General features: G+C 43.0%; 1 protein-coding gene. It reads left to right on the plus strand.

Annotation, left to right across the window (positions count from 1 at the left end; all coding sequences use genetic code 11):
• Positions 1 to 145: 145 nt before the first annotated feature.
• Positions 146 to 305 (plus strand): sodium/glutamate symporter (locus IQR33_RS18065; protein WP_228013962.1); only part of this gene is annotated, 160 nt, incomplete at its 3' end.

The following is a 305-nucleotide window of genomic DNA, read 5'->3' on the forward strand; positions in this document are numbered from 1 at the left end:
TCTGCCTATTTCTTACTTGATGAGAATTGATGGTCAAAGAGGCCTAGAAAACAAAAGTTTCGAGAGGCAATCTGACTGGCTTAGGCACCTATCTCACGTTGAGCGCGTGCTCAATGAATGAGAAAGAGTAGAGTAAAGAGGTCTCATGAATCAGGTAATATCTATCGGCCCACAGGAGTCGTTCCTCGTCGCAATTTGCGTGTTGTTTTTAGGGCAGTTCATCAATACCAAGTTACCAACCTTAAAAAAATTTAATATTCCAGAGCCAATTGTTGGTGGTCTAGTGGTCGCTTGCGTCATCACGA

It is taken from the genome of Vibrio sp. OPT46 (assembly GCF_015163535.1).
Classification (GTDB): domain Bacteria; phylum Pseudomonadota; class Gammaproteobacteria; order Enterobacterales; family Vibrionaceae; genus Vibrio; species Vibrio alginolyticus.